This is a genomic window from Kutzneria viridogrisea DSM 43870 (assembly GCF_000525635.1).
Classification (GTDB): Bacteria; Actinomycetota; Actinomycetes; order Mycobacteriales; family Pseudonocardiaceae; genus Kutzneria; species Kutzneria viridogrisea.
This window is the reverse complement of the sequence record NZ_CP007155.1, coordinates 3,064,282-3,086,968: the sequence shown is the minus strand read 5'-3', so window position 1 is coordinate 3,086,968 and position 22,687 is coordinate 3,064,282. Positions and strand designations below refer to the sequence as shown.

24 protein-coding genes are annotated in these 22,687 nt (G+C 71.6%); 3 read left to right on the top strand and 21 right to left on the bottom strand.

All coding sequences use genetic code 11. The features are described 5' to 3' along the window. The 7 genes from KALB_RS13875 to KALB_RS13845 all read right to left on the bottom strand — a co-directional run bounded on the left by KALB_RS13875 (window position 1) and on the right by KALB_RS13845 (window position 7,678). A complete protein-coding gene (locus KALB_RS13875; RefSeq protein WP_025356318.1) occupies window positions 1–1,239 on the bottom strand; it encodes a phosphoglycerate kinase in 1,239 nt (412 codons plus the stop codon). 10 nt (window positions 1,240–1,249) lie between these two features. Then, the gene (gene gap / locus KALB_RS13870; RefSeq protein ID WP_025356317.1) at window positions 1,250–2,254 is read right to left on the bottom strand and encodes a type I glyceraldehyde-3-phosphate dehydrogenase; all 1,005 of its coding nucleotides are present in this window, start codon (window positions 2,252–2,254) and stop codon (window positions 1,250–1,252) included. A gap of 188 nt (window positions 2,255–2,442) precedes the next feature. Continuing rightward, window positions 2,443–3,999: a glycerol-3-phosphate dehydrogenase/oxidase gene (locus KALB_RS13865; RefSeq protein ID WP_025356316.1), complete on the bottom strand. Its 1,557-nt coding sequence runs from the start codon at window positions 3,997–3,999 to the stop codon at window positions 2,443–2,445. Then, window positions 3,996–5,489: a glycerol kinase GlpK gene (glpK, locus tag KALB_RS13860; RefSeq protein ID WP_025356315.1), complete on the bottom strand. Its 1,494-nt coding sequence runs from the start codon at window positions 5,487–5,489 to the stop codon at window positions 3,996–3,998. The genes KALB_RS13865 and glpK overlap by 4 nt, the downstream gene beginning before the upstream one ends. Window positions 5,490–5,578: 89 nt before the next feature. Continuing rightward, on the bottom strand, window positions 5,579–6,289 hold the full coding sequence (locus KALB_RS13855) for an MIP/aquaporin family protein (RefSeq protein WP_025356314.1): 711 nt from the start codon (window positions 6,287–6,289) through the stop codon (window positions 5,579–5,581). A gap of 117 nt (window positions 6,290–6,406) precedes the next feature. Continuing rightward, the gene (locus tag KALB_RS13850; RefSeq protein WP_025356313.1) at window positions 6,407–7,174 is read right to left on the bottom strand and encodes an IclR family transcriptional regulator; all 768 of its coding nucleotides are present in this window, start codon (window positions 7,172–7,174) and stop codon (window positions 6,407–6,409) included. Between the two features lie 33 nt (window positions 7,175–7,207). Continuing rightward, window positions 7,208–7,678, bottom strand: a complete 471-nt coding sequence (locus tag KALB_RS13845; protein WP_042220347.1) for a DinB family protein — start codon at window positions 7,676–7,678, stop codon at window positions 7,208–7,210. Window positions 7,679–7,700: 22 nt separating this feature from the next. Between KALB_RS13845 and KALB_RS49830 the strand changes: the two genes are divergently transcribed. Then, a complete protein-coding gene (locus KALB_RS49830) occupies window positions 7,701–7,826 on the top strand; it encodes a hypothetical protein (protein ID WP_268872254.1) in 126 nt (41 codons plus the stop codon). Then, window positions 7,823–8,362 (top strand): GNAT family N-acetyltransferase, encoded by a 540-nt coding sequence (locus KALB_RS13840; RefSeq protein ID WP_025356311.1) that lies wholly within the window; start codon window positions 7,823–7,825, stop codon window positions 8,360–8,362. Before KALB_RS49830 ends, KALB_RS13840 begins: the two co-directional genes overlap by 4 nt. A 35-nt stretch (window positions 8,363–8,397) precedes the next feature. On the opposite strand, the gene KALB_RS13835 is transcribed toward KALB_RS13840, so the two are convergent. The 8 genes from KALB_RS13835 to KALB_RS13800 form a co-directional block, all read right to left on the bottom strand. Further along, window positions 8,398–9,135 (bottom strand): hypothetical protein, encoded by a 738-nt coding sequence (locus tag KALB_RS13835; RefSeq protein ID WP_025356310.1) that lies wholly within the window; start codon window positions 9,133–9,135, stop codon window positions 8,398–8,400. Between the two features lie 85 nt (window positions 9,136–9,220). Beyond that, window positions 9,221–9,895, bottom strand: coding sequence for a Crp/Fnr family transcriptional regulator (locus KALB_RS13830; RefSeq protein ID WP_025356309.1), 675 nt, complete (start codon window positions 9,893–9,895; stop codon window positions 9,221–9,223). A gap of 93 nt (window positions 9,896–9,988) precedes the next feature. Next, a complete protein-coding gene (gene whiA, locus KALB_RS13825) occupies window positions 9,989–10,984 on the bottom strand; it encodes a DNA-binding protein WhiA (protein ID WP_025356308.1) in 996 nt (331 codons plus the stop codon). A gap of 21 nt (window positions 10,985–11,005) precedes the next feature. Beyond that, window positions 11,006–12,001: a gluconeogenesis factor YvcK family protein gene (locus KALB_RS13820; RefSeq protein ID WP_025356307.1), complete on the bottom strand. Its 996-nt coding sequence runs from the start codon at window positions 11,999–12,001 to the stop codon at window positions 11,006–11,008. Window positions 12,002–12,036: 35 nt separating this feature from the next. Further along, window positions 12,037–12,894 carry an RNase adapter RapZ gene (gene rapZ, locus KALB_RS13815; protein WP_025356306.1) on the bottom strand — a complete coding sequence of 286 codons (858 nt, stop codon included), beginning with the start codon at window positions 12,892–12,894 and terminating at the stop codon, window positions 12,037–12,039. Between the two features lie 29 nt (window positions 12,895–12,923). Further along, a complete protein-coding gene (uvrC, locus tag KALB_RS13810) occupies window positions 12,924–14,897 on the bottom strand; it encodes an excinuclease ABC subunit UvrC (protein WP_025356305.1) in 1,974 nt (657 codons plus the stop codon). A gap of 293 nt (window positions 14,898–15,190) precedes the next feature. Further along, window positions 15,191–15,637, bottom strand: coding sequence for a Rieske (2Fe-2S) protein (locus KALB_RS13805; protein ID WP_042222073.1), 447 nt, complete (start codon window positions 15,635–15,637; stop codon window positions 15,191–15,193). Window positions 15,638–15,715: 78 nt separating this feature from the next. Next, the gene (locus tag KALB_RS13800; protein ID WP_025356303.1) at window positions 15,716–16,210 is read right to left on the bottom strand and encodes a hypothetical protein; all 495 of its coding nucleotides are present in this window, start codon (window positions 16,208–16,210) and stop codon (window positions 15,716–15,718) included. Between the two features lie 418 nt (window positions 16,211–16,628). Here KALB_RS13800 and KALB_RS13795 point away from each other — a divergent pair, with 418 nt between their 5' ends. After that, the gene (locus KALB_RS13795; RefSeq protein ID WP_025356302.1) at window positions 16,629–18,017 is read left to right on the top strand and encodes a helix-turn-helix domain-containing protein; all 1,389 of its coding nucleotides are present in this window, start codon (window positions 16,629–16,631) and stop codon (window positions 18,015–18,017) included. A 135-nt stretch (window positions 18,018–18,152) separates the two neighbouring features. Here KALB_RS13795 and KALB_RS13790 read toward each other — a convergent pair whose 3' ends face one another. Genes KALB_RS13790 through rpe form a run of 6 tightly spaced genes read right to left on the bottom strand, consistent with a single transcriptional unit; the run spans window position 18,153 to window position 22,647 of the window. Continuing rightward, window positions 18,153–18,584, bottom strand: coding sequence for a PH domain-containing protein (locus KALB_RS13790; protein WP_025356301.1), 432 nt, complete (start codon window positions 18,582–18,584; stop codon window positions 18,153–18,155). Further along, window positions 18,581–19,081, bottom strand: a complete 501-nt coding sequence (ribH, locus tag KALB_RS13785; RefSeq protein ID WP_025356300.1) for a 6,7-dimethyl-8-ribityllumazine synthase — start codon at window positions 19,079–19,081, stop codon at window positions 18,581–18,583. Before ribH ends, KALB_RS13790 begins: the two co-directional genes overlap by 4 nt. Continuing rightward, window positions 19,078–20,349, bottom strand: coding sequence for a bifunctional 3,4-dihydroxy-2-butanone-4-phosphate synthase/GTP cyclohydrolase II (locus KALB_RS13780; protein WP_411931114.1), 1,272 nt, complete (start codon window positions 20,347–20,349; stop codon window positions 19,078–19,080). Before KALB_RS13780 ends, ribH begins: the two co-directional genes overlap by 4 nt. Further along, complete coding sequence (locus KALB_RS13775; protein ID WP_025356298.1) at window positions 20,346–20,954, bottom strand: riboflavin synthase; 609 nt, start codon at window positions 20,952–20,954, stop codon at window positions 20,346–20,348. Before KALB_RS13775 ends, KALB_RS13780 begins: the two co-directional genes overlap by 4 nt. Before the next feature lie 14 nt (window positions 20,955–20,968). Next, on the bottom strand, window positions 20,969–21,979 hold the full coding sequence (gene ribD / locus KALB_RS13770) for a bifunctional diaminohydroxyphosphoribosylaminopyrimidine deaminase/5-amino-6-(5-phosphoribosylamino)uracil reductase RibD (protein ID WP_025356297.1): 1,011 nt from the start codon (window positions 21,977–21,979) through the stop codon (window positions 20,969–20,971). Further along, on the bottom strand, window positions 21,976–22,647 hold the full coding sequence (gene rpe / locus KALB_RS13765) for a ribulose-phosphate 3-epimerase (RefSeq protein ID WP_025356296.1): 672 nt from the start codon (window positions 22,645–22,647) through the stop codon (window positions 21,976–21,978). The genes ribD and rpe overlap by 4 nt, the downstream gene beginning before the upstream one ends. Window positions 22,648–22,687 lie beyond the last annotated feature (40 nt).

The window sequence follows — 22,687 nt, the reverse complement described above, 5'->3', positions numbered from 1 at the left end:
TCAGCCCTCCAGGACCGAAGACCCGCTTGCGGGGTCGAGCTTCAGCACAGTGACGCCGGGCAGTTCCTTGCCCTCCAGGTACTCCAGCGAGGCCCCGCCACCGGTGGAGATGTGCGAGAAGCCGTCCTCGGGCAGGCCCAGCTGGCGGACCGCGGCGGCCGAGTCGCCGCCGCCGACCACCGTGAAGGCGTTCGAGTCGACCAGGGCCTGCGCCACGGCACGGGTGCCGCCGGAGAACGCCTCGAACTCGAACACGCCCATCGGGCCGTTCCAGAACACGGTGGCCGCGTCGGCCAGCTTGCTCGCGAACAGCTCGCGGCTGCGCGGGCCGATGTCCAGGCCCATCCGGTCGGCCGGGATGGCGTCGGTGGGCACGACCTCGTGCTCGGCGTTGGCCGCGAACTCCTTGGCCGCCAGCACGTCCACCGGCAGCACCAGCTCCACGCCCAGTTCCTCGGCCTTGGCCAGGAAGCCCCTGACCTGGTCGAGCTGGTCCTCCTGGAGCAGCGACTGGCCGACCTCGTGGCCCTGGGCCCTGAGGAAGGTGTAGGCCATGCCGCCGCCGACCAGCAGCCGGTCGACCTTGGTCAGCAGGTTGGCGATGACCCCGAGCTTGTCGGAGACCTTCGCCCCGCCCAGCACCACCACGTAGGGCCGGGCCAGGTCCTCGGTGAGCTTGCGCAGCACCTCGACCTCGGCCAGCACCAGGCCGCCCGCGTAGTGCGGCAGCTTCTTGGCCACGTCGTACACCGAGGCCTGCTTGCGGTGCACCACGCCGAAGCCGTCGGAGACGAAGGCGCCCCCGCTGCCGACCAGGGCGGCCAGGTCCTCGGCAAGCGACTCGCGCTCGGCGGCGTCCTTGCTGGTCTCGCGCGGGTCGAACCGGATGTTCTCCAGCAGGGCCACGCCACCGTCGGTCAGCGCGCCGACCACGGCCTTGGCGGACTCGCCCACCACGTCGGCGGCCAGCGCCACCTCGGTGCCCAGCAGCTCGCCCAGCCGGGCGGCCACCGGGGCCAGCGAGAACTTCGGGTCCGGCTCGCCCTTGGGGCGGCCCAGGTGCGCGGTCACGACCACGCGGGCGCCCGCCTCGGTGAGCCTGCGCAGCGTGGGCACCGAGGCGCGCACGCGGCCGTCGTCGGTGATCGTCTCGCCGTCGAGGGGGACGTTCAGGTCGGCGCGCACCAGGACGCGCCGACCTGCGACACCCTCGGCGAGCAAGTCGTCGAGGTTCTTCACGGTGACGTCCTCAGAGCTTGGAAGCGACGAGGGCGACCAGGTCCGCGAGGCGGTTGGAGTAGCCCCACTCGTTGTCGTACCAGCCCACGACCTTGACCTGGTTGCCGATGACCTTGGTCAGCGGGGCGTCGTAGATGCAGGACGCCGGGTCGGTGACGATGTCCGAGGACACGATCGGGTCGGTGTTGTAGCGCAGGTACTTGCCCAGCGGGCCGTCGGCGGCGGCCTTGTAGGCGGCGTTGACCTCGTCCACGGTGACCTCGCGGCCCACGGTGACGGTCAGGTCGGTGGCCGAGCCGGTGGGCACGGGCACGCGCAGCGCGTAGCCGTCCAGCTTGCCCTTGAGCTCGGGCAGCACCAGGCCGATGGCCTTGGCGGCACCGGTGCTGGTGGGCACGATGTTCAGCGCGGCGGCGCGGGAGCGGCGCAGGTCCTTGTGCGGTGCGTCCTGCAGGTTCTGGTCCTGGGTGTACGCGTGGATCGTGGTCATCAGACCGCGCTCGATGGTGAACGCGTCGTGCAGCACCTTCGCCAGCGGGGCAAGGCAGTTGGTGGTGCAGGAGGCGTTGGAGATCACCGTCTGCGAGCCGTCGTACTTGTCGTCGTTGGCGCCGAGCACCACGGTCAGGTCCTCGCCCTTGGCGGGCGCGGAGATGATGACCTTCTTGGCCCCGCCCTCGTCCACGTGCTTGCGCGCGGCGGAGGCGTCGGTGAAGAAGCCGGTGGACTCGACCACGACGTCCACGCCGAGGTCCTTCCAGGGCAGCTTGCCCGGGTCGCGCTCGGCCAGCGCCTTGATGGTCTTGCCATCCACGCTGATGCCCTCGTCGGTCACCGCGACCTCGCCGTCCAGGCGGCCGAGGATGCTGTCGTACTTGAGGAGGTGCGCCATCGTGGCGACGTCGCCCAGGTCGTTGAAGGCGACGATCTCGATGTCGTGCCCGCTGGCCTGGACCGCTCGCCAGAAGTTGCGGCCGATACGACCGAACCCGTTGACACCTACGCGAACCGTCACGGTGTGTCTCCTCCGACTCTCGACGGTGTGTGATTGAGGCGACGCTGCCTTCCCGGCAACCCTAGCGTTACGAAGCCGCGCAGGTCACAGGGGCCGCCGAGAATCTGTATCGTGACAGTCGAGGTTGCTCCGAACGGAGCACGCCTGGCAGAGCATTGGTCCAGACCATAGCGGGTTTTCCTTGTGTGTCAGGCGACTCCGCGAGCGGTGAGCAGCTCGCCGACCCGCTCGCGGACGGCCGGGGTGTCTAGACCACGTACCGAAACAGTGGTACGGCGCCGCAACACGTCGTCAACGTCACATGCCCACTCGTGTTCCACGGCGTGCACGGCCTGCGCCCAGATGTCGGGGCCGTCCGGGTGGATGCGGTCCAGCAGCCGGGGGTCGGCCGCGGCCAGGGCCAGCACCTCGTTGCCCGCGGTGCCGTAGTGCGTTGCCAGGTGCGCGGCCACGTCCTGGGGCAGTTCGGGCAGCTCGGCGAGCAGCCCACGGGTGACGTTCTCCGGCAGGGCCGCACCCGGCAGCGGGGCGGGCGGGCCGTCCAGGGGCTTGGTGTGCGGGCCGCCGAGCCGGTCGGCCACGTGGCCCAGCACCTGGGTGCCGATCTTGCGGAAGGTGGTCCACTTGCCGCCAGCCACGCTGATCACCCCGCCGGAGCCCACCGTGATCACGGTCTCCCGCTTGGCGTTCTTGGTCTCCCCCGGCCCGCCGGGCAGCACCCGCAGACCGGCGAAGGAGTACGCCAGCTTCGCGCGGTCCAGGGCCTGGGCCTGGATGCCCAGCCCGGCCTCGCCCAGGATCTGGTCCACGTCGGCCTCGGTGCAGGCCACCTGCGCCGGGTCGCCCTCGTAGGCCTCGTCGGTGGTGCCCAGCAGCAGCTGGCCCTCCCACGGGATCGCGAAGGACACCCGCACGTCGTCGATGGGCGTGGTCACCGCGGCCCGCCAGGGCTGCTCGGTACGCAGCACCAGGTGCGAGCCCTTGGACAGCCGGATGCTCGGCGCCGCGTGCGGGTTCTCCAGCCGCCGCAGGTGGTCCAGCCACGGGCCGGTGGCGTTGACGACCACCTTGGCGTCCAGGCCGAACTCGGTGCCGTCCAGCAGGTCGCGCAGCTCCAGCCCACTGACCCGGCCGCCCAGCCTGCGGAAGCCGGTGACCTCGGCGTGGTTGACCAGCACGGCTCCGCACTCGGCCGCGGCGCGCGCGGCGGTGACGGCCATCCGGCTGTCGTTCATCTGGTGGTCGTAGTACATGGCGCAGCCGCGCAGCCCCTCGGTGCGCAGCGCGGGCACCATCTCCAGGGACTTGGCCGCCGACAGCAGCTTGCCGGTGCCGTCGCCGAAGCCGGACAGCGCGGAGTAGAGCAGCACGCCCGCGCCCAGCTTGAGCCGGGAGTGCGGGCCGTCGCGGAACACCGGCACCAGGAAGGGCAGCGGCCGGACCAGGTGCGGGGCCAGCCTGTCGCCCAGCGCGCGCCGCTCGGAGTGGTTCTCGTGCACCAGGCGCACGTCGCCCATGGCCAGGTAGCGCAGGCCGCCGTGCACCAGCTTCGAGGAGGCGCTGGACGTGCCGCCCGCGAAGTCCCCGCGCTCCACCAGCGCCACCCGCAGCCCGGAGCGGGCCGCCGCCCAGGCGGTGGCGATGCCCAGGATGCCGCCGCCGACCACGGCCAGGTCGAAGCTGCCGCGCGCCAGGCGCTGCCGGGTCGCGGCGCGCTGGTCGGAGACGTTCATGTCGTTGCTCATTCGTCGTCCTCGTCAATCCAGTCCATGGTCCGGGCAACGGCCTTGCGCCACTTGCGGTAGCCCTTGTCCCGGATCGAGGACTCCATGGCGGGCAGCCACTCGGCGGCCTTGTGCCAGTTGTCCCGGAGCTTGTCGGTGCCCTCCCAGAACCCCACGGCGATGCCCGCCGCGTACGCCGCGCCGAGGCAGGTCGTCTCGGCGATGATCGGCCGCACGACGGGCGCGTCGAGCACGTCGGACAGGGTCTGCATGAGCAGGTTGTTGGCGGTCATGCCGCCGTCCACCTTCAGCGTGGTCAGCTCCACGCCGGAGTCGGCGTTCATCGCGTCGACCACCTCGCGGGTCTGCCAGGCGGTGGCCTCCAGCACGGCACGGGCCAGGTGGCCCTTGGTGATGTAGCCGGTCAGGCCCGCGATCACGCCGCGCGCGTCGCTGCGCCAGTGCGGGGCGAACAGCCCGGCGAAGGCCGGTACGAAGTAGCAGCCGCCGTTGTCCGACACGGTGCGCGCCAGGGTCTCGATCTCCGGCGCGCTGGCGATCAGCTCCACGTTGTCGCGGAACCACTGCACCAGTGAGCCGGTGACCGCGATGGCGCCCTCCAGGGCGTACCGGGCGGGCTGGTCGCCGATCTTGTAGCCCACCGTGGTGAGCAGCCCGTTCCGCGAGGCGACGGGCTGCTCCCCGGTGTTGAGCAACAGGAAGCTGCCGGTGCCGTAGGTGCACTTGCCCTCACCGGGCTCGAAGCAGGTCTGGCCGAACAGGGCCGCCTGCTGGTCGCCCAGCGCGGAGGCCACCGGCAGGCCGGACAGGGTGCCGCGGGCGGTGCCGTAGACCTCGGCCGAGGAGCGGATCTCCGGCAGCATCGCGCGCGGGATGCCGAACTCCCGCAACAGGTCCGCGTCCCAGTCCAGGGTGCGCAGGTTCATCAGCATGGTGCGGCTGGCGTTGGTCACGTCGGTGACGTGGTTGCCGGTGAGCTTCCAGATCAGCCAGGTGTCCATGGTGCCGAACAGGACCTCACCGCGTTCGGCGCGCTCGCGCACCCCCGGCACGGTGTCCAGCAGCCAGCGCGCCTTGGGCCCGGCGAAGTAGGTGGCCAGCGGCAGGCCGCACTGCTCGCGGAACCGGTCCTGGCCCTGCTCCCCGCCCAGCTCGCGGACCAGCGCGTCGGTGCGGGTGTCCTGCCAGACGATGGCGTTGTGCACCGGCTTGCCGGTCTCGGCGTCCCACAGCACGGTGGTCTCGCGCTGGTTGGTGATGCCGATGGCGGCCAGTTCGTGCACGGTGATCGACAGCTTGCTCAGCGCCCCGTGCACCACGTCCAGCACGTTGGCCCAGATCTCCTCGGCGTCGTGCTCCACCCAGCCGGGCCGGGGAAAGATCTGCCGGTGTTCCTTCTGCGCCACCGAGACGATGCTGCCGCCCTGGTCGAACACGATGCAGCGGGAGGAGGTCGTGCCCTGGTCGATGGCGGCGATGTACGAACTCATCGCCGCACCTCGCTGGCGCTCGGTGCAGCGCTTCGCGCCGACCCTGTGTTGAATGATTCACTCGCAAGCTCGCTCATGTGCGAGTCCTCTCAGAAGACGGCGATGTCGACGAGACCGGCGGCGGCGCCACCGAGCAGCGGTCCGAGCACGGGGATCCAGGCGTAGCCCCAGTCCGAGCCGCCCTTGCCGGGGATGGGCAGCACGGCGTGCGCGATGCGCGGGCCCAGGTCGCGCACCGGGTTGATGGCGTAACCGGTGGGGCCGCCCAGGGACAGGCCGATGCCGACCACGAGCAGGGCGACGACCAGCACGCCCGTGCCGGACACGGCCAGGCCCTTGGTCTGCCCGGTGGCCAGGATGACGAAGACCAGCACGAAGGTGGCGATGACCTCGGTGATCAGGTTCTGCGCGGTGTTGCGGATCTCCGGGCCGGTGGAGAACACGCCGAGCACCTGGCCGTTGTGCGCGCGGAACTGGCCCAGGTAGGTCAGCCAGCACAGCACCGCGCCGAGGAAGGCGCCGATCAGCTGCGCCGACAGGTAGAGCGGCACCTTGGACCACTCGCCGGTCTGGATCGCGATGCCCAGGGTGACGGCGGGGTTGAGGTGGGCGCCGGACAGCGGGGCGCTGGCGTAGGCCCCGGCGAGCACGGCGAGGCCCCAGCCGAAGGTGATGGCCAGCCAGCCCGCGTCGCGGGCCTTGGACTTGGCCAGCGTGACGGCGGCGCACACGCCGTTGCCGAGCAGCACCAGCAGTGTGGTGCCGATCAGCTCACCGAAGAAGATCGTCTTGTCCGTCATCGGCCTCTCCCTTGAGGCGGCGCACCCAGATCCGCGAATGTCGTTCGACATTGTCGTACGCCTTGCGCGGAAACGTAGGTTTTCAGCCCGGAGGCTGTCAACCACGACTTCACCGCGTCACCACGGGATCGCGCCGAGTTCGCGGGAGATCGCCCGCGCCGCCTCACGCACGTAGGACACCTGCTCGGCCAACGGAACCCGCTCGGCGTCGCACAGCCGCTCCACCGGTCCGGAGATGCCGATCGCGCCGACCACCAGCCCGCTGCGGTCGCGGATCGCGGCGGCCAGCGAGACCTCACCCTCGACCAGTTCCTCCAGGTCGGCGGCCCAGCCCCGGCTCGCGGTGGCCTCAAGGTCGGCGCGCAGCGCGGCGGGCTCGGTCAGCGTGGCCGCGGTGTAGCCGGTGAGCTCCCCCGCGAGCAGCTCGTCGGTGGCGTAGGAGTTGGCCGCCAGCAGGGCCTTGCCCAGCGCCGAGGCGTGCGCGGGCAGCAGGGCGCCGACCTCCAGGGCCTGGCGGCTGTTGTCCGGCCGGAACACGTGGTGCACCACCAGCACGTTGCCCTCGTGCAGGGTGCCGATGCGCACGCTCTCCCTGCTGCGGCCCGCCAGCGAGTCCGACCAGTTCAGCGCCCTGGTGCGCAGCTCGTTGCCGTCCAGGTAGCTGCTGCCGATGTGGAACAGCGCGGCGCCCAGCTGGTACTTGCCGGTCGGCTCGTGCTGCTCCACGAAGCCCACGTGTTGCAGGGTGCGCAGGATGCCGTGCACGGTGGGTTTGGGCATGCCGAGGGTGGCGGCCAGCTCGGCGACGCCCATCCGCCGGGACGGCCCGGCCAGCAGTCGCAGGATCGCCGCCGCGCGCTCGACGGACTGGATCAGTCCAGGCATGACCGCACTGTACTCCCGTTCGACAATGTCGAACTAGTGCAGGGCCTCCACCATCAGGTCCAGGTGCCCGCAGTGCTGGGCCGTCTCCCGGATCATGTGGTTGAGCGCGTAGCGCAGGGTGAACGGTCCCTCCGGCGGGGCCTTGGCCAGGTCGTCCAGGCCCGCCGCGGCCACGACCTCACGCGAGGCCGCGCACTCGGCGAGGTAGGCCGGAACGGCCTTGGCCAGCGTGTCCTGTTCGGACAGTTCGAAGCCGTCGTACGGCTCGCCCTCCGGCCAGGGCGGGGTGGCCCCGTTGGCCGCGAAGTCCACGCTGAACCACCAGCGCTCCACGGCGGTCAGGTGCTTGACCAGCCCCAGCGGGGTCATCGCGGAGCTGGGCACCGGCCTGCTGCGGGCCTGCTCCTCGGTGAGCCCGTCGACCTTGGCCACCACCGTCGCGCGCAGGCTGTCCAGCAACTGCGACAGGGTCTCCCGCTCGGTGCCCACCTGGGTCACGTCCATGATCGGCAGCCTAACCGCGCAATTGCACTTGTCACTCAGTGCCGTCACCAAGTACATCAACTCCGTGTTCAGCAAACCGCACCTGGACCCCAGCGAGGACGACAACCGCCGGGTCCGCGCCGCACTCAGCCACCTGCGGGCCCGATGAGGGACCTGCGCGCGATCGGGCCGTACCCCGGCGAACTCGTGGTGCTGCGCCCCTGGCTGCTCGCGGATCTCGACGCCGTGCGGCAGGCCGCCGAGGACCCGTACATCCCGCAGATCACCACCGTGCCCGCCGTGTTCAGCGCGGAAGCCGGTGCGGCGTGGCTGCACCGGCAGTGGGACAAGGCCCGCGCGGGGCGGGGTTGCCCGCTCGCGGTGGTGGACCGGGCTGGGGGCCGCGCCGTGGGCATGGCGATCCTGGACCAGATCGACTGGGCGCGCGGCACGGCCTCGGTCGGCTACTGGCTGGTGCCCGCCGCACGCGGTCGCGGTCTGGTCAAGGCGGCGGTCGCGGTGCTGCTGCACGTGGCGGGCGAGCTCGGGCTGCGCCAGGTGTGGGCTCAGGTCGAACCGGGGAACACGGCCTCGCTGGCGGTGTGCCGCGCGCTGGGGTTCACCGAGGAGGGGTTGACGCCGGGCGGGTTTCAGGGCCGCGACGTGCTCAGGTTGTCCCGCTCAACGGGACTCGACAACCGCTGAGCGGGACTCGGCTGCGGCTGGGCGGGACTCGCGGGTCAGCGGCCGAAGGACACGCCGCCGTGGATGGTGTGGGCCTGCACGCCCTTGTTGTCCCCGGTGATGTGGTTGTTGACCACGCCGACCTCGGCCACCTGCGGCTCCACCAGCGGCTGGGCCGGGTCGCCGTCGACCATGCGGGCCAGGGACTGCACGTCGAACCCGGGCACGGCCACCCAGGCCGCGACCTCGTACTCCTTGTTGCTGACCCGGACAGGTGCGAACTCGGTGCGGCGCACCCGCTGCGTGTAGTCCCCGCCGAACACCGTGCGGAACACGTAGTCGGACAGGATCAGGCCCGAGGTCAGCGAGCCGTCCGGGCGCTCGTCGGAGCAGCGGCGCACCACGCCCTTGAACACCTGGGCGTCCAGCAGCCTGCCCCGGGAGATGTTGGCCTGGTAGAAGCCCGGTTCCGCGGGCAGCGGCCCGATCTCCACGGCGATGCGCATGCGCACCTCCGGCTTCTGCCAGCGGTTGTGCTCGGCGGCCAGTTCGTCGAGGTGCCTGCTCAGGTCCACCACGGCCCCCAGCAGCGCGCTGGGGAAGGCCAGCAGCCAGCCGTCCCCGGTGTACTGGCGGTCGATGACGGCAGCCTCACCGATGCCGACCCGCTCCAGGGCGGCGACCAGCAGTCTGCTGAGGACCTTGGGCAGTTCGGCCAGGTGGTGTGCTGGTGTGCGCGCGGACTCGATCAGATCGATGCCCAGGAGTACCCGGAACTCCGCGACTGGCTCCATCGAAACCTCCGAACGGGTGACCGGTTGTCAGGTGGAGTCTGAATCGCCTCCTGCTACCGGGTCTCCCGCATTTCCGGGAAACCGATCACCTGCCTGGACGCCAATCCGGGTCGTCGAGTCTGCGTTCCAGCAACTCCGGGTCAGGTAACAGGTACTGGCACCGCCTGGTGCGCAGCAGACCGTCCGCGCGCAACTGCTTGAGCGCCAGGTCCACGGTCTTGGCCGAGGCGGTGACCGACTGCGCCAGCTCCAACTGGGTCAGCCCGCTCACCTGCAACCCGCGCTCCACCCGCTCGCCGAAGACCCTGGCCAGGTCGAGCAGTTGCCTGGCGACCCGGACCGGCGCCTCCATCGAGGCGAGCCGCTCCTGGCGGCGGTCGGCCAGCAGCAACCGCTTCTGCAACAGGGCATTGACGAAGCGCAGCACCTCGGAGCCGTCGGTCAGCATGTTCTTGAAGGTCCGCGCGTCCACGTGCGTGGCCGTGCCCGCGGTGCGGGCCACCACGTTCGCGCTGCGCCGCCGCTCCCACACCACGCCCAGCTCGCCCAGCACGTCGCCGGGCCCGTAGAAGCCGAGGATCGAGTCGGCCCCGTTCTGGCCGTGCAGCACGACCTTCACCGAACCCGACTCGATCAGCAGCACCTCGTCGCTGGCTGTGCCCGCCGTGCACAGGAAGTCCCCACGCCGGAACTGCCTCAGGTGACCGGCCCTGCGGAACCGCTCCCGAATCCGATCGACCAACTGTTCATCGACGGGCATCTCGTCTCACCGCTCCCGGCCCCCGACACGAGCAGGACAACAGGTCATCGTCGTAGCCTGCCCCATTCGGCCGCAAGGCGGGCGCGGGCATGCCTAGGCGTCGGCTTCCTCCGCCTCCAGCATGTCCGGTGTCACCGCCGACTCGGTGTCGGGCAGCCCCAGCTCGTGCGCCCGCTTGTCGGCCATCGCCAGCAGGCGGCGGATCCGTCCGGCCACCGCGTCCTTGGTCATCGGCGGCTCGGACAGCTGGCCCAGCTCCTCCAGCGAGGCCTGCCGGTTGCTCAGCCGCAGGTTGCCCGCGGTGACCAGGTGGTCGGGCGCGGTCGGGCCGAGGATCTCCAGCGCACGCGCCACCCTGGCCGCGGCGGCCACCGCGGCCCGCGCGGAGCGGCGCAGGTTGGCGTCGTCGAAGTTGGCCAGCCGGTTGGCGGTGGCCCGCACCTCGCGGCGCATTCGCCGCTCCTCCCAGGCCATCACGCTGTCGTGCGCGCCGAGCCTGGTCAGCAGCGCGCCGATGGCGTCCCCGTCGCGCACCACCACCCGGTCCGCGCCGCGCACCTCGCGGGACTTCGCCTGGATGCCCATGCGCCGGGCCGCGCCGACCAGTGCCAGCGCCGCCTCCGGGCCGGGGCAGGTCACCTCCAGCGCACTGGACCGGCCCGGCTCGGTCAGCGAGCCGTGCGCGAGGAACGCCCCGCGCCAGGCCGCCTCCGAGTCGCAGGTGCCGCCGGAGACCACCGGGGCGGGCAGCCCGCGCACCGGGCGGCCGCGCGGGTCGAGCAGGCCGGTCTGGCGGGCCAGGCCCTCGCCGTCCTTGACCACGCGGACCACCCACCGGGTGCCCTTGCGCAGCCCGCCGGAGGTGATCACGTGCACGTCCGAGTGGTGGCCGAACAGGTCGTGGATCTCCTTGCGCAGTCGGCGCGCGGCCGATCCGGTGTCCAGCTCGGCCTCGACGACCACCCGCCCGGCCACGATGTGCAGGCCCCCAGCGAAGCGCAGCACCGAGGACACCTCGGCGCGACGGCAGCACGTCTTGGCCACGGCCAAGCGGCTCAGCTCGTCCTTCACCGCGCCGGTCATCGCCACGGGCGTTCTCCTCCTGTTTGCTCAGACTCTCTGGTCGTGCTGCGGGTGGTACCGCAGCGCGTCGCGCAGGCTCACCGCCAGCGCGGCGGGGTCGTGCCGGTCCGGCCGCCCACCCGCCGTGATGGTGGCCAGGTGCGCGACCGCACCCAGTGACGCCGCGGCGGTGCGCAGCCGTTCCGGGGTGGGCACCGAGTCCACGTCCGCGACGACGGCGTCCACGCGCAGCCTCGGTGCGTGCTGGCAGAGTACGTCCAAGTGCCGTTCGGGTGAGAAACCGGCTGTCTCACCTGGTTGGGGGACAAGATTGAGCACGACCACCTTGGATGCGGTAGTGCTCACCAACGCCTCGTGCAACTCCGGCACCAGCAGGTGCGGCAGCACGCTGGTGAACCAGGACCCCGGTCCGAGCAGCACCACGTCCGCGCCCAGCACCGCCTCCACCGCCTGCGGGCAGGCCTTCGGCGGGGCGGAACGCCCCCCGTTCGGATGACCGTTGCCGTTGGTCAGCCCGTTGTACAGGCGGATCCGCCGCACCTGGCCGGGTGTGGTGGCCACCGCCACCTGGCCCCGGATGCGCCGCACCGCGCTGGCGTCCTCGTCCAGCCCGGTGACCTCGGCCTCGATGTCCAGCGGCTCGTTGCACATCGGCAGCACCCTGCCCCGCACCCCGAGCAGCCTGGCCACCTCCTCCAGTGCCAGCACCGGATCGCCGAGCACCTCCAGCAGGCCCGCGATGAGCAGGTTGCCCACCGCGTGCCCGGCCAGCGCCCCGCTGCCGCCGAAGCGGTGCTGGAACACGGTGCTCCACAGCTGGCCGCCGTCGTCCTCGGCGGCCAACGCGGCCAGTGCCTTGCGCAGGTCCCCTGGCGGCAGCAGGCCCAGCTCGCGGCGCATGCGGCCGGAGGAACCGCCGTCGTCGGCCACGGTCACCACGGCGGTCACGTCATCGGTGAGCAGGCGCAGGGCACGCAGGGTGGCCTGCAACCCGTGGCCACCGCCGAGGGCGACCACCCGCAGCGGTCGGTCGTGCACACCGGTCGGCTGCACGGGGATCATTCCCGCCCCAGATCCCGGTGCACGACCTTGACGGCCATGCCGTCCTCGGCGGCCAGCAGGGCGGACAGTTCCTCGGAGATCGCCACACTGCGGTGCTTACCACCGGTGCAGCCCACCGCCAAGGTCAGGTACCGCTTGCCCTCGCGCCGGTAGCCCGCGCCGATCAGCCGCAGCAGTTCGTGGTAGCGGTCCAGGAACTCCTCGGCCCCCTCCTGGCTGAGCACGTAGTTGCGCACGTCGGAGTCCAGGCCGGTCTGCTCGCGCAGCTCGGGGATCCAGAACGGGTTGGGCAGGAAGCGCACGTCCATCACCAGGTCGGCGTCCATCGGCAGGCCGTACTTGTAGCCGAAGGACAGCACGGTGACCCTGGTCCGCGCGCTGGTCTCGCTGCCGAAGCTGTCCTCGATCTTGGCCCGCAGCTGGTGCACCGACAGGGAGCTGGAGTCCAGCACCAGGTCGGCCTCCTCACGCAGCGGGGTGAGCAGCTGCCGCTCGGCGATGATGCCGTCGGCCAGCCTGCCGTCGCCCTGCATCGGGTGGCTGCGCCGCACCGCCTCGAACCGGCGCACCAGCACCTCGTCGGTGGCCTCCAGGAACAGCACGCGCGGCTTGTAGCCGCGGGCGTCCAGGTCCTTGATGATCGCGGCCAGGTCGTCGGTGAAGGCCCTGCTGCGCACGTCCATGACCACCGCCACGCGGGTGATCGCGCCGCGGGCCTGCGCGCCCAGCTCGACCATGGTGGAGATCAGCTCGGGCGGCAGGTTGTCCACCACGAACCAGCCCAGGTCCTCCAGGCACTTGGCCGCGGTGCTGCGACCGGCACCGGACAGACCGGTGACCACCGCGACCTCGATGCCGGACTTCTCGGCACCGGCTGATGTACTCACGTCTGAACCCCTTCTGGTTTCGCCAGGCTGGCGTGCACTGCCTCCGCGGTGCGCCGGCCGACGCCGGGCACCTCGCTGATCTCCTCGACGCTGGCCTGCCGCAGTTTGCGCAGCGAGCCGAAGTGCTTGAGCAGGGCGGCTTTGCGGGTCTGACCGAGCCCGGGCACCTCGTCCAGTGCCGAGGTGGTCATCCGCTGCGAGCGCTTCTGCCGGTGGTAGGAGATCGCGAACCGGTGAGCCTCGTCGCGAACCCGCTGCAACAGGTAGAGCGCCTCGCTGGTGCGCGGCAAGATCACCGGATCGGGTTCACCCGGGACCCAGACCTCCTCCAGCCGCTTGGCAAGGCCGATCACCGCGACATCGGTGACGCCCAGTTCGGCGAGCACGTCCGCGGCCACCGCGACCTGTGGGGCGCCGCCGTCCACCACCAGCAGGTTCGGCGGATAGGCGAAGCGGCGCGGCTTGCCGGTCTCCGGGTCGATGCCGGGCCGGTCGGTGTCGGTCTCCTGGGCCGTCTCGGCCTGATAGCGGGCGAAGCGGCGGCGCACGACCTCCGCGATCGAGCCCACGTCCCCGCCCTCGGCGCCCTCGCGGATGGCGAACCGGCGGTACTCGGACTTGCGGGCCAGCCCGTCCTCGAACACCACCAGCGAGGCCACCACGTCGGTGCCCTGCACGTGGCTGACGTCGGTGCACTCGATGCGCAGCGGCGCGCTGTCCAGGCCCAGCGCGTCCTGCAACTCCTGCAGGGCCGCCGAGCGCGCGGTCAGGTCACCGGCCCGGCGCAGCTTGTGCTGCGCGAAGGCCTCGGCCGCGTTGCGCTGCACCGTCTCCATCAGCGCGCGCTTGTCCCCGCGCTGCGGCACGCGCAGCTGCACCCTGGCGCCCCGCAGGCCGGACAGCCACTCCTCGATCGCCTCGTGGTCCTCGGGCAGCTCGGGCACCAGCACCTCGCGCGGCACCGGGCTGGCCGCGGCCTCGGTGTTGTCCGACAGCTCGGCCTGGTCCCCGTAGAACTGGCTGAGGAACTGGTCCACCAGCCCGCCGACGCCGGTCTCCTGCGCATCGACGCTCGAACCCGCAAGCGGTTCTTCGACCTTGTCGGTCACCCAGCCGCGCTGCCCGCGCACCCGCCCGCCGCGCACGTGGAAGACCTGCACGGACACCTCGAGCTCGTCCTCGGCGAAGGCCACCACGTCGGCGTCCGTGCCGTCGCCCAGCACCACCGCCTGCTTCTCCATGGCCTTGCGCAGCGCGCCCACGTCGTCGCGCAGCCGAGCGGCCCGCTCGAACTCCAGCTCCTCGGAGGCCGCCAGCATGTCCCGCTCCAGCCTGCGCACCATCGCGTCGGTGCGCCCGGCCAGGAACTCGCAGAAGTCCGCCACGATCGCGCGATGCTCGTCCGCGGACACCTTGCCCACGCAGGGCGCCGAGCACTTGCCGATGTAGCCCAGCAGGCAGGGGCGGCCGATCTGCCCGTGCCGCTTGAACACCCCCGCCGAGCAGGTCCGCGCCGGGAACACCCGCAGCAGCAGGTCCAGGGTCTCGCGGATCGCCCAGGCGTGCGCGTACGGCCCGAAGTAGCGCACACCCTTGCGGCGCGGCCCCCGGTAGACGTGCAGCCTCGGGTACTCCTCGTTCAGGGTCACCGCCAGCACCGGGTAGGACTTGTCGTCGCGGTAGCGGACGTTGAACCTCGGGTCGAACTCCTTGATCCAGGAGTACTCCAGCTGAAGCGCCTCGACCTCGGTGCCCACCACCGTCCACTCGACCCCGGCCGCGGTGGTCACCATCTGCCGGGTGCGCGGGTGCAGGGTGGACAGGTCGGCGAAGTACGAGGACAGCCTGCTGCGCAGGCTCTTCGCCTTGCCCACGTAGATCACCCGACGCGTCGCGTCGCGGAACTTGTAGACGCCCGGCGCGTCCGGGATCGTGCCAGTCGCTGGTCGGTAGGTAGACGGGTCCGCCACCTCACCAGCCTACGGGCGGGGTCCGACAACCCCAGGGGCCGGGCGGATCCTCCTCCGGTCGGCGGCATGAAGGTGCCCTTCGGGACGGTGGACGCCGCGAAGGGCACCTTCGGGACACGACGAGGTGGGCGAGCCGGAACCGCGTCGCACCGCCATGAAGGTGCCCCTTGAGACGCTCAACGCCGCGAAGGGCACCTTCGTGGCATCGCCGGGACGTGCCGCGAAAGGACCGTTCGCCGCGTTCAACGCAGTGAAAGCCACCTTCCGGCCGACGCGGTGGGTCGCCCGCGGAGTCAGGCGGCGACCACGTTGGCCCCGTCGACCTTGACCTGCACCGGGGTCAGGCCGGTGGTCGCGGGGCCCTTCTTGAGCGAGCCGGTGGCGGCGTCGAACTGACTGCCGTGACCGGGGCAGGTGATGGTGGCGCCCTGCGGCGGGCTGACGATGACCCCGGCGTGCGGGCAGGTCGCGTTGAACGCCTTGACCTCCCCGCTGGTGGGCTGGACGAGCAGCACACCGCCGGTGACCAGGCCGCCGCCGACGGGCACGTCGGCGACCTTGGCCAGGACGGTGCCGGGCGTGGCGGCGCCACCGGTGCCGGTGCCGCCACCGCCCGAGGTGCCACCGCCGCCTGAGGGCCCGCTGGAACAGGCGGTGGTGACGGCACCGCCTGCGACCAGCGCGGCCACCAGGCCGCAGATCGCCTGCCTGCGAGTGGGGTTGGTGACGGCCTCGGGCATGTTCACGCTGGTGCCTCCGTGCTCACGTGGTGGGAAAGCGCAGTTCACCATGTACCACGGACAGCCACCATCAGAGGTTCATCGGGAGTTGCTGGCAACTTGCCGTGCCACGGCGAGCACGGCGGTGAACGGGGGCAGCCAGTGCCTGCTGAACGAGGGGGCGTTGGCCCAGCGGACCCGGCCGTACGGGGTCATCGTGGGCGGCAGCAGGATGCTGTGCGGCGAGCGCACGAACCTGATCTGGGAGGGGCTGCGCAGCTGGGCGGGCAGCAGCGCGACCAACTCCGCGAGGAACAGCCAGTTCTCCTGCGGGCTGGGGATGACCAGTGTGGGCCCGGCCAGCATCCTGGCGCGCAGCTCGGCGAGCACGGCCGAACCGATCCTGGCGGGCATGACCAGGGCGGTGGTGGTGGGGCCCAGCGGCAGCAGCACCCCCTGCTCGGTCACGTTCACCCGCCAGCCGAGCATCCGGTAGTTGGCCACGACCTCGCCGACGGTCCGGCCGAAACTGTGGTCGGGCAGTTGCGCGTTCGCGTGCGCCGGCTTCATCGCCGGCTTCGTGGTGGTGGTCATGGCGCACGTCCTCCCGTGTCGGGCGGTCCGAGTGGTGGTGCCGTCCGGAGGTCGTTCCGGGCGGCTCCGCCTGCGGTTGGAGGGACAGGGTGCGCCGCCGGCCACCGGGTCACCACCCCCGAAGCGGATCGGTCCAATTCACCTGCTGCATGACATTCCCGGATCAAGCCCGGTCTGTTTCATGCATCAGGTGAATAGACAGGTCGCGACCAGCGATTACACTGTGAACACGCTCAGTGACGGGAGCGAGGCCATGGAACCGGTTGGGTTAAGGCAAGCCAGATCGGGTCGTGCATGCTCCTGTGGCGCTCTGCTCGCTGCGGACAACTCCGACCGGCTGTGCCACCGCTGCCGTCGAAACGCCCGGCAGGAGATCTTCGGCCCGCCACCGCTGCCGGACGGGTTCTGGGACCACCCCGTGCTGTCGGAGCCCTTCGCCGATCAGGACATGGGTGCGCTGATCGCAGCCTACCGGCACCACCCCGGTCATCCCCACCGCATCACCCAGGACCGGATGGCCAGCTGGCTGGGCATCAGTCAGGCGCAGTTGTCGCGGTACGAGAACGGGGAGAACCCGATCGACCGCATGGACCGGCTCAAGCACTTCGCCGAGGTGCTCGCCGTGCCCGCGGAACGACTGTGGTTCGACCGCAACGGCCCTCCCAGACCCCGAGGTCCAGAAAGCTCCACGGCCCCGGACGTGTTCCTCGCGTCCTGGGACGCGCTGAGCACTGCCCGGTCCGTCGAAGAGGTGACGAGGAGCGACTTGACACTCAGCAGACGAGCGGCGCTCACCGGGGCGGCCGCGGTGGCCGTCGGACCTTCCCTGGTCGAGCCGATGCAGCACTGGCTGACGCCGTTGCAGCCGCTGGCGAAGTGGGCACCGAGCGGGGCGGTCAGCGAGGACGAGCTGGCGGCCATGCGCACGGTGGCCGACGGGCTGCGCGGCTGGAGCAACGGCGGCGGCGCGGGCCTGGCCCGCAAGGCGGTTCTGGGCCAGCTCAACGAACTGTCCGAGCGGCTGCGCAGAGCACCCGACTCGCCCACCACGCAGCAGGCGTTCTTCGTCGGCGCGGACCTGGCCAAGATCGCCGCGGGCATGTCCTGGGACGCGGGGCTGCACGACTCGGCCCAGCGCTACTACGTGCTGGCCGTGCGCATGGCCAAGGCCAGCCGCAACGAGCCGTTCGGGGCGATGTGCCTTGCCTCGATGGCGCGGCAGATGTTCGACCTCGGGCGTCCCGAGGACGGGCTGGAACTGGTGCAGCTCGCGCAGTACGGCACACGGCGGGGAGCCACCCCGACCCTGCGCTCGGTGCTGCACACCCGCGAGGCGTGGGCCTACGCCCTGCTCGGGCGGGTGCAGGAGTTCCACCGGGCCGTGGGGCACGCCCAGGAGTGCTTCGCCGCACGCGACCGCGGCCAGGAGCCGCACTGGCTGGCCTCGTTCGACGAGGCGGAGATGGAAGGGGTGATCGGCGCCCGGCTACGGGACCTGGCCAAGCACGACCCCACGCAGGCCCCGCTCGCGGAACGGCACATCCGCCGCGCGCTCGCGCTGCGCCACCCGTCGCGGGTGCGCAACCGGGTGTTCGACGTGATCGGGCTGGCCCGCACGCGGTTGGCCACCGGCGAGCCGGAGGCGGCCTGCGAGCTGATCCAGTCCGTGCTGCCCACCGTCGCCCGGCTGCGCTCCGGCCGGGTGCGGCGCAAGCTGCAGGACTTCGTGACCGAGTCGGCCCACTACCGGCAACTGCACGCCGTGCGCGAGGTGCAGGACGCGATCCGGGTCATCCGCAGCGCCTGAGTCAAGGGGCTGTTCGCTGCCTGTGGACAATCACGCGGTTGTCCACAGGCAGCGGCATTTCGTGATCCGCTCGGGGTGGGGGCGGGTAGACTGGAATCGGGGTCGCCCCCCAGGGAGTGGCGGGGGCTGGAGTGGTTAGTTCGCGGTGCTGGACTGCTTCCGCAGGCCGCGCAGCTCGCGGATGGCGGCCACGGCGCGGTCCCGGTCGGTGGCCTGCACGGCCATCACCGACACGTACTCGTCGGCGGGCAGGTCCAGCCGGGCCCAGGCCGCGCCGTCCGGGAAGCTGATCCCGTCCACCTGGTCCCAGGAGTACCAGGTGGCCCCGAGCAGGTTGCGCACCTCGATGCCCTCGGCGTTGGCGCGCACCCTCGGCCGGGTCAGCAGCAGCACCCCGCAGGCCAGCAGCACCCCGACCAGCGCCATGGCGATCTGGTCGGAGGTGCCGAAGTAGGCCCCGGTCGGGGTGTTGCGCAGCAGCACGGCGATCACCACGAACAGCACGACCAGCAGCGCGGCCAGCGGGATGGCGACGAGGCGCACCTTGTGCGGGCGGAAGGTGCTCACTCGAAGCCCCGCTCGGTCCACGGCCGCTGGATGGAGCGCAGCGCCAGTGCGGCGTCCAGCGCGGCCACGCAGGCCTCGAAACCCTTGTCCTCCACCGAGTCGGGCAGGCCACAGCGGTCGAGGGCCTGCTGCTCGGTGTCGCAGGTGAGCACCCCGTTGCCGATCGGGGTGGACTCGTCCAGCGAGACCCGGGTCAGCCCGGAGGTCAGCGCGTCGCACACGTACTCGAAGTGCGGGGTGCCGCCGCGGATGACCACGCCCAGCGCGACCACGGCGTCATGGTGCTTGGCCAGCGCCTGGGCGATGACCGGCAGCTCAACCGCCCCGGCCACGCGCACCACGGTCGGCTCCTTGACCCGCGCCTGCTCGGCGGCGGCCACGGCGCGCTCCAGCAGGTTGTCGGTGATCCTCGCGTGCCACCGCGTCGCCACGATGCCCAGTCGCAGGTCCTCGCACCACTGCGGGACCTCGATGGCCGGGCGCCCCGAGCCGCTCATCCTTGAACCTCGCTGTCCGATCCGCTGGCCTCGTACTGCTCCAGGTGGTGCAGGTCGTGGCCCATCCGGTCCCGCTTGGTCCGCAGGTAGCGCAGGTTCTCCGGGTTCGGCCACACCGGCAGCGGAACCCTATCGACCACCTTCAGGCCGTAACCCTCCAGGCCCACCCTCTTGTCCGGGTTGTTGGTCAGCAGCCGCATCGACTTGATGCCCAGGTCGCACAGGATCTGCGCGCCCATGCCGTAGTCGCGGGCGTCGGCGGGCAGGCCCTGGGCCAGGTTGGCGTCCACCGTGTCCGCCCCGCTGTCCTGCAACTGGTACGCCTGCAGCTTGTGCAGCAGGCCGATGCCCCGGCCCTCGTGACCGCGCATGTACAGCACCACGCCGCGGCCCTCGGCGGCCACGGCCTCCAGCGCGGCGTCCAGCTGCGGGCCGCAGTCGCAGCGCAGCGAGCCGAACACGTCCCCGGTCAGGCACTCGGAGTGCACGCGGACCAGCACGTCCTCCCCGTCGGACAGGTCCCCGTAGACCAGGGCCACGTGCTCGATGCCGTCCAGGGTGGAGTCGTAGCCCACGGCGGTGAAGTCCCCGTGCGCGGTGGGGATGCGCGCGTCGGCGACCCGCACCACGTGCTTCTCCTTGCGCCTGCGGTAGGCGATCAGGTCCGCGATGGTGATCATCCGCAGGTCGTGTTCCTCGGCGAAGACCATCAGCTCGTCGCGGCGGGCCATGTCGCCCTCGTCCTTCTGGCTGACGATCTCGCACAGCACGCCCGCGGGCGACAGACCGGCCAGCCGGGACAGGTCCACGGCGGCCTCGGTGTGCCCGGCCCTGCGCAGCACCCCGCCGGACCGCGCGCGCAGCGGCACCACGTGACCGGGCCTGGTGAACTGCTCGGGGGTGGACCCCGGGTCGGCCAGCAACCGGATGGTGCGGGCCCGGTCGGCGGCGGAGATGCCGGTGCTCACGCCCTGCTTGGCGTCCACGGTCACGGTGTAGGCGGTGCCGCGCTGGTCCTGGTTGGTGTGGAACATCGGCGGCAGGTCCAGCCGGTCGCAGTCCTGCTCGGTCAGCGACACGCAGATGTAGCCGGAGGTGTAGCGCACCATGAAGGCGATCAGCTCGGGCGTGGCCTTCTCCGCGGCGAAGATCAGGTCGCCCTCGTTCTCGCGGTCCTCGTCGTCCACGACGACCACCGGGCGCCCCGCCGCGATGTCGGCGATGGCCAGGTCGATCACGGACAGGTCGGTGCTCGGGTTCGTGATCAACGGGACTCCTCCTTGAGCGCGGCCAGGTGCGGGGTCGCCAGCCGCTCCACGTACTTCGCCAGCACGTCGACCTCCAGGTTGACCAGGTCACCGGGCTCGCGGCGGCCCAGCGTGGTCAACTCCAGCGTGGTCGGGATGAGCGCCACGCTGAAGAAGTCCTCCCCGGCCTCGACCACGGTCAGCGAGACGCCGTCCACGGTGATCGAGCCCTTCTCCACCAGGTAGCGCGACAGCCTGGCCGGGATGCCGAACCTGGTCAGCCCGACCTCGTCCCGGGACAGGAACACGCCGACCCCGTCCACGTGGCCCTGCACGATGTGCCCGCCCAGCCGCTGGCCCGCGGCCATCGCGCGCTCCAGGTTGACCCGGTCACCCTCGTGGATCTTGTCCAGGCTGGACCGCTGCAGGGTCTCGTTGACCACGTCGGTGGTGAACTGCCCCTCGCCGGAGGTCACCACCGTCAGGCACACGCCGTTGACGGAGATCGAGTCGCCGTGCCTGGCGTCGGAGGTCACCAGCGGACCCCGCACGGTCAGGCGGGCAGCGTTGGGCAGCTGCTCCACGGCGACGATCTCGCCCAGTTCCTCGACGATCCCGGTGAACACGACGGGCTCCCTACCTACTCCTCGGCCGGCACTGCGGAGATCCGCACGTCGGGTCCGCTCATGGTGACTTCTTCAACGCTCCAGTGCAGCGCCTGGGTGATGGTCGACACTCCCGCGTCGGCCAGCGCCACAGGCCCGGCCCCGAGCAGCTTGGGCGCAATGTAGACCAGCGCGCGGTCCACCCGCCTGGACTTCAGGAAACCCCCGGCCAGCCTGGGCCCGCCCTCCAGCAGGACGTCCACCACGCCGCGGGCGGCCAGCTCCGCGAGCACCTCGTCCGGGTCGTTCGTGCGCAGGTGCACGGTCGGCGCGCTGTCGTCCAGCACGCGAGCCGCGGGCGGCAGGTCCCCGGTGCCGACCACCACGCGCAGCGGCTGGCGCTCGGCGGGCGAGCCGTCCTCGGCGCGGGCGGTCAGCTGCGGGTCGTCGGCGAGCACCGTGCCGCGACCGGCCACGATGGCGTCCACCTGGCGGCGCAGCAGGTGCACCTGCGCGCGGGAGTCCGCCGAGCTGATCCACCGGCTGGTGCCGTCGGCGGCGGCGACCCGCCCGTCCAGGCTCGCCGCGTACTTCCACGTGACGTGCGGGCGGCCGGTCCGCGCGTAGTGCAGCCACGCGCGCAGCGGTCCTCGTTCCACGTCCTGCGCCAACAACCCCTGGCGCACGGTGATTCCCGCGGCGCGCAGCAGCTCGGCGCCACCGGCCGCCTTCGGGTTCGGGTCGGCGGTGGCGAACACGACCTCGGCCACACCCGCCTCGATCAGTGCCAGCGCGCAGGGCCCGGTCCTGCCCTGGTGCGCGCAGGGTTCGAGGGTCACCACGGCCGTGCCGCCGCGGGCCCGCTCCCCCGCCTCGGCCAGCGCCACGACCTCGGCGTGCGGCCCGCCCGGTGGCCGCGTGGCGCCCACCCCGACCAGCTGGCCCGCCGCGTCGAGCAGGGCTGCGCCCACCGGCGGGTTCGGGCTGGTCGTGCCCCGTACCCGCTCGCTGGCCGCGATCGCGGCCCGCATCGCCGCCTCGATCATCGCGTGCGGTGCTTCGCCGCCTGCGCGCGCAGCGCCTCGACAGCCTTGCCCGGGTCCTGCGCCCCGTAGACCGCCGAGCCCGCCACGAAGCAGTCCACACCGGCCTCGGCCGCCTGCTCGATCGTGTCGGCGTTGATGCCGCCGTCGATCTCCACCACCAGGGTCAGGTGCCCGGTGTCCACCAGCCTGCGCGCGGTGCGCACCTTGTCCAGCACCTCCGGCATGAACGACTGCCCGCCGAAGCCCGGTTCCACCGACATCACCAGCAGCGTGTCGTAGTGCCTGAGCACCTCGGTGTAGGGCTCCAGCGGGGTGCCCGGCTTGATCGACAGCCCGGCCTTGGCCCCGGCGGCCCGCAGGTCCCTGGCGATCCTGACCGGGTCGGCCGCCGCCTCCACGTGCACCGTGACGTTGTAGGCGCCCGCCTCGGCGTAGCCCACCGCCCAGCGGTCCGGGTCATCGATCATCAGGTGGCAGTCCAGCGGGATGTCGGTCGCCTTGAGCAGCGACTGCACCACCGGCAACCCCAGGGTCAGGTTCGGCACGAAGTGCGCGTCCATGACGTCCACGTGCAGCCAGTCCGCAGTGGACACTGCGGCGGCCTCCTCGCCCAGCCGGGCGAAGTCGGCGGACAGGATGCTCGGGGCGATCAGCGGCGACTGTGACACGACTGGTGAGTCTAGTTGTCCGGCGCGAATGAATCCGCAC

Bases quoted from the DNA above. Each gene is read 5' to 3' on its own strand.
- KALB_RS13865 (WP_025356316.1), bottom strand. From the start codon at position 3,999: ATGAGCAACGACATGAACGTCTCCGACCAGCGCGCCGCGACCCGGCAG.
- glpK (WP_025356315.1), bottom strand. From the start codon at position 5,489: ATGAGTTCGTACATCGCCGCCATCGACCAGGGCACGACCTCCTCCCGC.
- KALB_RS13855 (WP_025356314.1), bottom strand. From the start codon at position 6,289: ATGACGGACAAGACGATCTTCTTCGGTGAGCTGATCGGCACCACACTG.
- KALB_RS13850 (WP_025356313.1), bottom strand. From the start codon at position 7,174: ATGCCTGGACTGATCCAGTCCGTCGAGCGCGCGGCGGCGATCCTGCGA.
- KALB_RS13845 (WP_042220347.1), bottom strand. From the start codon at position 7,678: ATGGACGTGACCCAGGTGGGCACCGAGCGGGAGACCCTGTCGCAGTTG.
- KALB_RS13840 (WP_025356311.1), top strand. From the start codon at position 7,823: ATGAGGGACCTGCGCGCGATCGGGCCGTACCCCGGCGAACTCGTGGTG.
- KALB_RS13835 (WP_025356310.1), bottom strand. From the start codon at position 9,135: ATGGAGCCAGTCGCGGAGTTCCGGGTACTCCTGGGCATCGATCTGATC.
- KALB_RS13830 (WP_025356309.1), bottom strand. From the start codon at position 9,895: ATGCCCGTCGATGAACAGTTGGTCGATCGGATTCGGGAGCGGTTCCGC.
- KALB_RS13805 (WP_042222073.1), bottom strand. From the start codon at position 15,637: ATGCCCGAGGCCGTCACCAACCCCACTCGCAGGCAGGCGATCTGCGGC.
- KALB_RS13800 (WP_025356303.1), bottom strand. From the start codon at position 16,210: ATGACCACCACCACGAAGCCGGCGATGAAGCCGGCGCACGCGAACGCG.
- ribH (WP_025356300.1), bottom strand. From the start codon at position 19,081: ATGAGCGGCTCGGGGCGCCCGGCCATCGAGGTCCCGCAGTGGTGCGAG.
- ribD (WP_025356297.1), bottom strand. From the start codon at position 21,979: ATGATCGAGGCGGCGATGCGGGCCGCGATCGCGGCCAGCGAGCGGGTA.